At 70.7% G+C, this 7435-nt stretch carries 8 protein-coding genes; 4 read left to right on the top strand and 4 right to left on the bottom strand.

The window, feature by feature from the left end:
• The 4 genes from Q1N79_RS04945 to Q1N79_RS04930 form a co-directional block, all read left to right on the top strand.
• A partial coding sequence (locus Q1N79_RS04945; RefSeq protein ID WP_300605029.1) for an ABC transporter ATP-binding protein occupies positions 1-939 on the top strand: 939 nt, incomplete at its 5' end.
• Positions 936-1721: an ABC transporter permease gene (locus tag Q1N79_RS04940; protein WP_300605027.1), complete on the top strand. Its 786-nt coding sequence runs from the start codon at positions 936-938 to the stop codon at positions 1719-1721. The genes Q1N79_RS04945 and Q1N79_RS04940, both read left to right, overlap by 4 nt.
• Before the next feature lie 22 nt (positions 1722-1743).
• Positions 1744-2979, top strand: a complete 1236-nt coding sequence (locus tag Q1N79_RS04935) for a sensor histidine kinase (protein WP_300605025.1) — start codon at positions 1744-1746, stop codon at positions 2977-2979.
• Complete coding sequence (locus tag Q1N79_RS04930) at positions 2976-3659, top strand: response regulator transcription factor (RefSeq protein ID WP_300605023.1); 684 nt, start codon at positions 2976-2978, stop codon at positions 3657-3659. Before Q1N79_RS04935 ends, Q1N79_RS04930 begins: the two co-directional genes overlap by 4 nt.
• 35 nt (positions 3660-3694) lie before the next feature.
• Here the strand turns inward: Q1N79_RS04930 and Q1N79_RS04925 are convergent, their stop codons facing one another.
• The 4 genes from Q1N79_RS04925 to Q1N79_RS04910 all read right to left on the bottom strand — a co-directional run.
• Complete coding sequence (locus tag Q1N79_RS04925) at positions 3695-4237, bottom strand: carbonic anhydrase (RefSeq protein WP_300605021.1); 543 nt, start codon at positions 4235-4237, stop codon at positions 3695-3697.
• A 138-nt stretch (positions 4238-4375) separates the two neighbouring features.
• Positions 4376-4609, bottom strand: coding sequence for a hypothetical protein (locus Q1N79_RS04920; protein ID WP_300605019.1), 234 nt, complete (start codon positions 4607-4609; stop codon positions 4376-4378).
• A 235-nt stretch (positions 4610-4844) separates the two neighbouring features.
• Positions 4845-5678, bottom strand: a complete 834-nt coding sequence (locus Q1N79_RS04915) for an SDR family NAD(P)-dependent oxidoreductase (protein WP_300605017.1) — start codon at positions 5676-5678, stop codon at positions 4845-4847.
• 274 nt (positions 5679-5952) lie between these two features.
• The coding region (locus Q1N79_RS04910) for a helix-turn-helix transcriptional regulator (RefSeq protein ID WP_300605015.1) at positions 5953-7435 on the bottom strand (1483 nt) is incomplete at its 5' end.

Below are 7435 nucleotides of genomic sequence, written 5' to 3'. Positions count from 1 at the left end.
AACCTGCACAAGGAGTACGGGGATACCGTCGCGGTCGGCGATGTCTCGTTCACCGTGCACGAGGGCGAGATCTTCGGGATCCTCGGCCCTAACGGCGCCGGCAAGACCACGACCGTGGAGTGCATCGAGGGGCTCCGGGAGCCGGACCAGGGCGAGATCAGCGTGCTCGGGCTCGATCCGCTCCGGGACCGGGCCGAGCTTACCCAGCGGCTCGGGGTGCAACTGCAGGAGAGCCGGCTGCCCGATCAGCTCCGGGTTGCCGAGGCACTGGAGCTCTACAGTTCCTTCTACCGCGATCCGGCGGACTGGCGGGAGCTGATTGAGGTGCTGGGGATCTCGGCCAAGGCCAGGACCCCGTTTCGCAAGCTCTCCGGCGGCCAGCAGCAGCGGCTGTCGATCGCGCTGGCGCTGGTCGGCAGGCCGCGGGTGGCGGTGCTTGACGAGCTCACCACCGGCCTGGACCCGCAGGCCAGGCGCGACACCTGGGACCTGATCGAGGGGGTGCGCGACCGCGGGGTCACTATCGTGCTCGTCACCCACTTCATGGAGGAGGCCGAGCGGCTGTGCGACCGGGTAGCCATGATCGACGCGGGCCAGGTCGTGGCGCTGGATACTCCGGCCGCGCTCGCCGAGCGGGTCGAAACCGAGCAGCGGATCCAGTTCCGCCCGTCCGTTCCGGTCGATGACCGGCTGCTGGAAAGCCTGCCGGAGGTTACCAAGGTCGTCCGCAAGGGCGACGCCGTCGTGGTCACCGGCACTAGCAAGGCGCTGAACGCGGTCATCTCCGCGCTGGCCCGCAACCAGATCGTGGCTGAGCAGCTGCGGGTGGAGCAGGCCAGCCTGGAGGACGCGTTCCTCACGTTCACCGGCAGGCACTCGCGGGCCGGCGAAGACCCGGACACTGCGACATCGGCGACGACCGAGAGGAAACAGCCATGACGGCCACCACGATGGCGGCGCCGGCCCTGCGCAGGCGTTCCGCGATGACCCAGCTCATCATCACCGAGCTGAAGCTGTTCACCCGGGGGCGTGCGGCAGTCGGACTGCTGGCGGGCGGCGGGTTCCCGCTGCTCCTGATGATCATCTTCGGCTCGATCCACTCCTTCAACACGCCGGTCGCCAAGTACGGCGGCCTGACCACGCTCGACGTGTACGTGCCCATCCTGCTGGTCTTCGCGATGGGCCTGCTGTCCCTGATCGCCATGCCGGCGACGCTGGCCGGCTACCGGGAGCTGGGATACCTGCGCCGGCTGAAGACCACGCCCGCCGGGCCGGTCCGGGTGCTAGTCGCCGAACTCACGGTCAAGCTGGTCGTCACCGCGGCCATCGTGATCGTCCTGCTGGCCGTGGCCAGCGGCGGATACGGAGTGGCCGCGCCGCGTCAGCTCGGCGGGTTCCTCGTGACCGGCGTGGTGTCCGCCGCCGCGCTGATGGCGGCCGGGCTGTTCATCTCCGCGGTGGCGTCCAGCGCAGGCGTCGCCCGGGGCATCGGCGCGGTCTTCTTCTACCTGATGATGTTCTTCGCCGGGCTGTGGCTGCCCATCCAGAACATGCCGACGGTGCTGCAGCACATCAGCCACGCCACCCCGCTGGGCGCGGCGGTGCCCGCACTGCAGGACGCGACTCAGGGGCAGTGGCCGTCCTGGCTGCAGCTGGTGACGATGGCGGCGTACGCGGTGGCGTTCGGACTGGCGGCGGTCAGGTTCTTCCGCTGGGAGTAGATTCGGGAGCGGAGGAGATCAGATGAGCGGTCCGGGATCCGGCTACCCGGTGGAGACGTGGCGGCGCTCAGCGCCAGCCCGGGCGTCGGCCGTACAGCTGGTCCTCCTCGCCGCACTGGCCACCTCCGTGCTGGCCGGGCACTGGGGTTCGGCGCCCACCACTCTGGTGCTGTGCCTGGTGGCCGCGGTGTGGGGCCTGGTGGCGGTGCACCCGCGGGTGCGCGGTCGCCCCCTGGTCGCGGCCGTGTTCGTGGCCGGGCTGATCGCCATCTCGTACGCGCTGGTAATCAGGGATCCGTGGTTCGGGTTCTACGCCTACGCCGGGTACAGCTATTCGATCCTGCTGCTGCCCTGGCCATGGCAGCTGTCCGGCGTGGCCGCCACCGCCGGCGTGGCGGCCACGGCGCAGACGGCGGGCCTGGACAGGACGACGCCGGCCGGCCTGGCCGCCTGCGCCGCCATTTTCGCCTGCAACATGCTCGCCGTGTGCGGCCTCACCTGGTTCCTGCATGTCCTCGAAACGCAGCACGACCAGCGCGGGCGGACGCTGAACGAGCTGCGGGAGTCGAACCGCAGGCTGGAGGCGGCGCTGGCCGAGAACGCTGGCCTGCACCAGCAGCTGGTGACCCAGGCGCGGGAAGCCGGGATGCTGGACGAGCGGCAGCGGATGGCCCGGGAGATCCACGACACGCTGGCACAGGGGCTGACCGGGATCATCACCCAGCTGCAGGCGGCTGAGCACGCGGGCGAACCGGCGGAGTGGCGCGGGCACCACGACGCCGCGATCAGGCTGGCCAGGGAGAGCCTGTCGGAGGCGCGGCGGTCGGTGGACGCGCTGCGTCCCGAGCCGCTGGAGGACGCCTCGCTAAGCGAGGCGCTGGCCGGCACCGCCTCGCGCTGGTCGGCGCTGCACGGGATCGAGGTCCGGGTCATGACGACCGGGACCGAACGGCCGCTGCCCCCGGAAGCCGAGAGCGCGCTGCTGCGGACCGCGCAGGAGGCGCTGGCCAACATCGCCAGGCACGCCCAGGCGACCAAGGCCGGGGTGACGCTGTCGTACATGGACCACGAGGTCGCGCTGGACGTCCGCGACGACGGCAGGGGTCTCGCGAACAGGACGGCTGGCGGGTTCGGCCTGATCGCGATGCGGCAGCGGATCGAGGGCCTGGCGGGGACGCTGCACATCGAATCGGAACCGGGACTTGGCACCGGGATCTCCGCCTGCATCCCGGCCGCGCCCGCGGAGGTCTCCGGGTGAGCAGTCCCAGCATCCCGGCACCGGGCCCGGACGCTGCCCAGGGCGCCGCTCCGATCAGGCTACTGATCGTGGACGACCATCCCGTGGTGCGAGACGGGGTGAGCAGCATGTTCGCGCGTAACCCGGAGTTCGAGGTGCTGGGCGAGGCCGCCGACGGCGCGGAGGCCGTCCGGCTGGCCCAGGAGCTACGGCCCGACGTGATCCTGATGGACCTGCGGATGCCCGGCATGGACGGCGTGACCGCGATAACCGAACTGGCCAGGAGAGGCGTGGCCGGGCGCGTGCTCGTGCTGACTACCTACGACACCGACAGCCACGTGCTCGCGGCGATCGAGGCGGGCGCCACCGGGTACCTGCTCAAGGACGCCCCCCGAACCGAGATGCTGCGCGCGGTCCGGGCGGTCGCGCGCGGCGAGGCGGTGCTCTCGCCAGCGGTGGCGGCCCGGCTGATGAGCAGGGTCCGCTCCCCCGGCGCCGGCCCGCTCAGCCAGCGCGAGGTCGAGGTCCTCGAGCTGGTGGCGTCCGGGACCACGAACAGGGAGGCGGCCGCCAGGCTCTTCATCACGGAGGCCACGGTAAAGACTCACCTGCTGAACATCTACGCCAAGCTGGGGGTCAGCGACCGGGCTGCCGCCGTCGCCGAGGCGTTCAACCGTGGCTTGCTCACCCGCCGGCCATGAGCCCCGCGTCTGCTTCAGGGCAGCGCTGGGGATGGTCAGCGGATGCCGGCCCGGGTGGGGGTGACGATGGTGTCGATAGTGCCCTCGGCGGTGTTGTAGACGTAGCCGCCGATCCTGATGTTGGGGGATATCTGGGGTGCGGTGACCAGGATGTTGACGTCGGCCCGGACGGTGGCGGCCGGGTCAGTGGCCGGCAAGGCGGCCAGTTCGGCCTCGTTGAAGCCACGAGCGGCGAACCCCGCGCGCAGCACCGGGTCGGCCAGGAACGTGGAGCCGCAGTCGGTGTGGTGGATAACTGCCAGCTCGAACCAGGGCCCGTCAGGGGCCTTGGTGTCGAGCAGGTAGCTGATGTACGCGACGTCGCGCAGCACCGCGGGAGTGACCCGGCCGCCGACCACGCGATGCACGATCGCGTCGCCGAGGTCGACGCCGAGGAAGGCGGCCGGCTCGGTGCGAGGGTCGATGCAGGTGATGATGTACGCCAGCTGATTGGGGATGAACGGGATCTTCGGGTTCCTGGCCACGCCATCAGTGGCGGCGAACGCCTTGTTCCTGTCCAGCAGCGTCTCGAGAGACATGAGTACCTTCCGGTCGATGGGAACGGTCGGCGGTGATCACCGCCGGACGACCCGACGCGGCCCTGCAGGCGGGTGCCGTCCGCAGGCCCCGGCGCTGTCTTCCTCATGTAGCCTCGGATCTGCCTAGGTCAGCAGGCGTCACCTTGCCGGGGTGATTGCGCCGATACGAAGCGGCTCCAGGCGGTGGCCGGTAGCGAACTCATAGGCCGTGCCCAAGATCGCCTTGGGCGGATAGCGGCGCTGATCCCACACCAGGTCGTACGTTGTCGTGTAGCCGAACCCATGCTCGGCGAAGAAGGCCTGCGGCCCGAGCTTGTCGTACTCCTGCAACGCCCGCACCACGTCGGCACGCTTCACCTTGATCCCAGGCAACGATTTCCTCACTTCTCCTTGCTTCGCTTCTCGCCCGTCCCTGCCGTCCCCGCTTGGTCCTTACGGGAGTCGTGGGGCGGGCCGGAGTCAGCCGCCCCCGTTCGGGATAATGATGATTTTCCGAACGAGCGCGGCTGACTGCCCCTGGCCAGCGGATCTCCGGATGCTGCTGACCGGTGCCGTGGTGTCCTCGCGGGCACTGCGGACGAGGCCGGTGGCGGGGAGGCCTGCGGCGTCAATTGCGTCCGGCCATGACGCCGCCGTCGACATTCCAGATGGCCCCGGTCACCCAGCTGGTGGCCGGCGACAACAGGAACGTGATCGTGTTGGCCACGTCGCGGACGGTGCCGGTCCGGCCCAGCGGGTGGAAGGCGTCGAAGCTGTGCAGCGTCGCCTCGAGCTGGTCTTTGGGCACGAACTTCTCGTAGATCGGGGTGGCGACGACGGCCGGGGCGATCGTGTTGACCCGGATCTTGTGCGGCGCCAGCTCGAGCGCGAGGTTGCGGGTCAGGGCATGCAGCCCGCCCTTGGCCAGCGAGTAGGCCGACGACGGGGTCGCCCCCACCGCCTGGTGCGCCCACATGCTGCCGATGTTCACGATCGACCCGCCGCGCCCCTGGGTGACCATCCCGCGGGCCACCGTCTGGGTCAGGAAGAAGATCGCCCGGTTCAGTTCCTGGTAGGCGTCGTAATCCGCGCCGGTATGGTCGAGGAAGGGCTTGGGCAGGAACAGCCCCGCCGCGTTCACCAGCAGGGTCGCGTCCGCGTGCTCGGCCGCTAGCTGCCCGCACGCCGCCTCCGCCGCCATCCGGTCCGTCAGGTCCGCCGTGATCCCGTAAGCGGAGCCGGACTCCGACAGGTCCTTGACCGTGGCGCCGACCTTATCCGGCTCCTTACCGATGATCACCGCGCTGCCGCCAGCGGCCACCACATCGGCGGCGGTCTGCCGCCCCATGCCGCTGCTGCCCCCGACGACCACCAGCTTCTGCCCGGCGAAGACCAGTGCGGACGTCATCCCCCCGTCCGTGTCGCTGCTCGTGACCTGCAGCCAGTTCCAGTTCGTGGTCATCCGACCGTTTCCCTTCGCGTTGGTGCGCGAGAGGGGAGCCCTCTCGCCTGGTCAGCTCAGCCTGACCACCGCCAGCCGGCCGCACACCGTCAAGACGGACGGCATTACCGCGCCAGGGGAGGTGCAGTAAGCGACGTCATTCACAGGACTTCTCCCTTTCCCTTCCGGTTTCTTCCGGACTCAGGGGCAACCCTGGCAGTCACCGCCCGGCCGCACACCGTCAGAGCTGACAGCCCGGCCTGCGCATCCACCGTGTGGCGCGAGGCCGGCAGACTCAACGGTCCGGGGCCCTGGGCGCGGAGCCGTCAGCCTGGCGGGGCGGGTGTTCCGGTGCCGATGTCAGGGTTCGGGCGAGCTCGGTCCGGCTGGTGACGCCGAGCTTCCTGAAGGTCTTGGCGAGGTGGTACTCGACGGTGCTGGCGCTGATGAACAGCCGGGCGGCGATCTCCCGGTTGGACAGCTGCTCGGCGACCAGCCGGGCGATCTGCTCCTCCTGCGGCGTCAGCCCTTGCAGCGGACCCGGGCCGGCCGGCGCGGCGTGCTCGCCGGTGGCGCGCAGCTCCGCCCTGGCCCGGGCGGCAAAGGCCGCCATCCCGATGGCGTCGAACATCTCCAGGGCCGTGCGCAGCTGGTCGCGGGCGTCGCGGCGACGGCGCTGGCGGCGCAGCCACTCCCCGTACAGCAGGTGCGCGCGAGCCAGGTCCGTGCGCATCTGGGTGTGCCCGAGCCGTCTGATCGCCTCGCGGTAGCGCTCCTCGGCGGCCGCCCCCACGCTGACCAGGGCACGCGAGCGCGCCTCGAGCCCCAGCCCGTACTCGGTCTCGCCGGCCTGGGTCGTCTCCGCCAGCTCAGCCAGCGTCTCGGCCGCGGCCTGGGTGCGGCCGGTGCGCACGGCGGCCTCGATCAGCTCAGGCAGCGCCCACATGGAGACGAGCCTGGGCGTTACTCCCGTCCGCCGCACCTCCTCCCTGACGTGCCAGGCCGCCGCGAACGCGTCCGCGTAACGCCCGGAGCCGTTATGCAGGACCGCGGCCGCATAGTGCGCGTTCGTCGTCGCGAACCCCTGCTCCCCGGCCGTCGCGACGACGCTGACGGCCGCCGTCAGCGAGGCGAACTCGTCCTGGTCACCCTGCAGCGCGGCGAGGAACATGCGGCCGTACGGCGCGAAGCGGATCCCCGTCACCTCGGCCACGGTGTCGGATTCCGTGATCAGGGACCCGGCCGCCGCGAAGTCGCCTCGCCACGCGCAGCTCCTGGCCAGGAAGACGAGACCCGACGCCAGCTGTTCGAGCGCGCCGGCGGACCGGGCCAGCTGGACCTGCCTGGCTACGATCGCATGACGGGCCTCGTAATCCCACAGCACGCTGGCGGCGAACCATCCCCAGCGGAGTCCCTGTTCGCTGGAGAAGCTTCCGGCAGTGAGGACGCTGACCGCCTGCCGCAACGGCGCTGCCGCGGCGGCAGCCCCGTCGGTGACCAGCCGCGCCAGGCCCGCCAGGATCAGGTCGGCCGGATGCGGAGCGCCCGCCGTCGGCGGAAGGGCCTGGGCTGCGCGAGAGATCTCGACCAGGATGCCGGCGTCCGGCAAGTTCGCGGCCATCGTTGCCGCATGCCAGGCCGTCAGGTAGGTGTCGCGGGCCAGTTCCAGGTCGATCGGCTCGAACCGCCTAGCCGCCTTGAGCAGCAGGGCGGGAGCATCACGGCCCAAGCTCGAGGCGTAGGCGATGTGCCCGCGCAACTGATCGACCCGGGCGCTC

Origin of the sequence: Trebonia sp. (assembly GCF_030042015.1) — a bacterium.
Lineage (GTDB): Bacteria > Actinomycetota > Actinomycetes > Streptosporangiales > Streptosporangiaceae > Trebonia.
The sequence above is the reverse complement of the archived record's forward strand: the minus strand, read 5'-3'. Positions and strand labels throughout refer to the sequence as shown.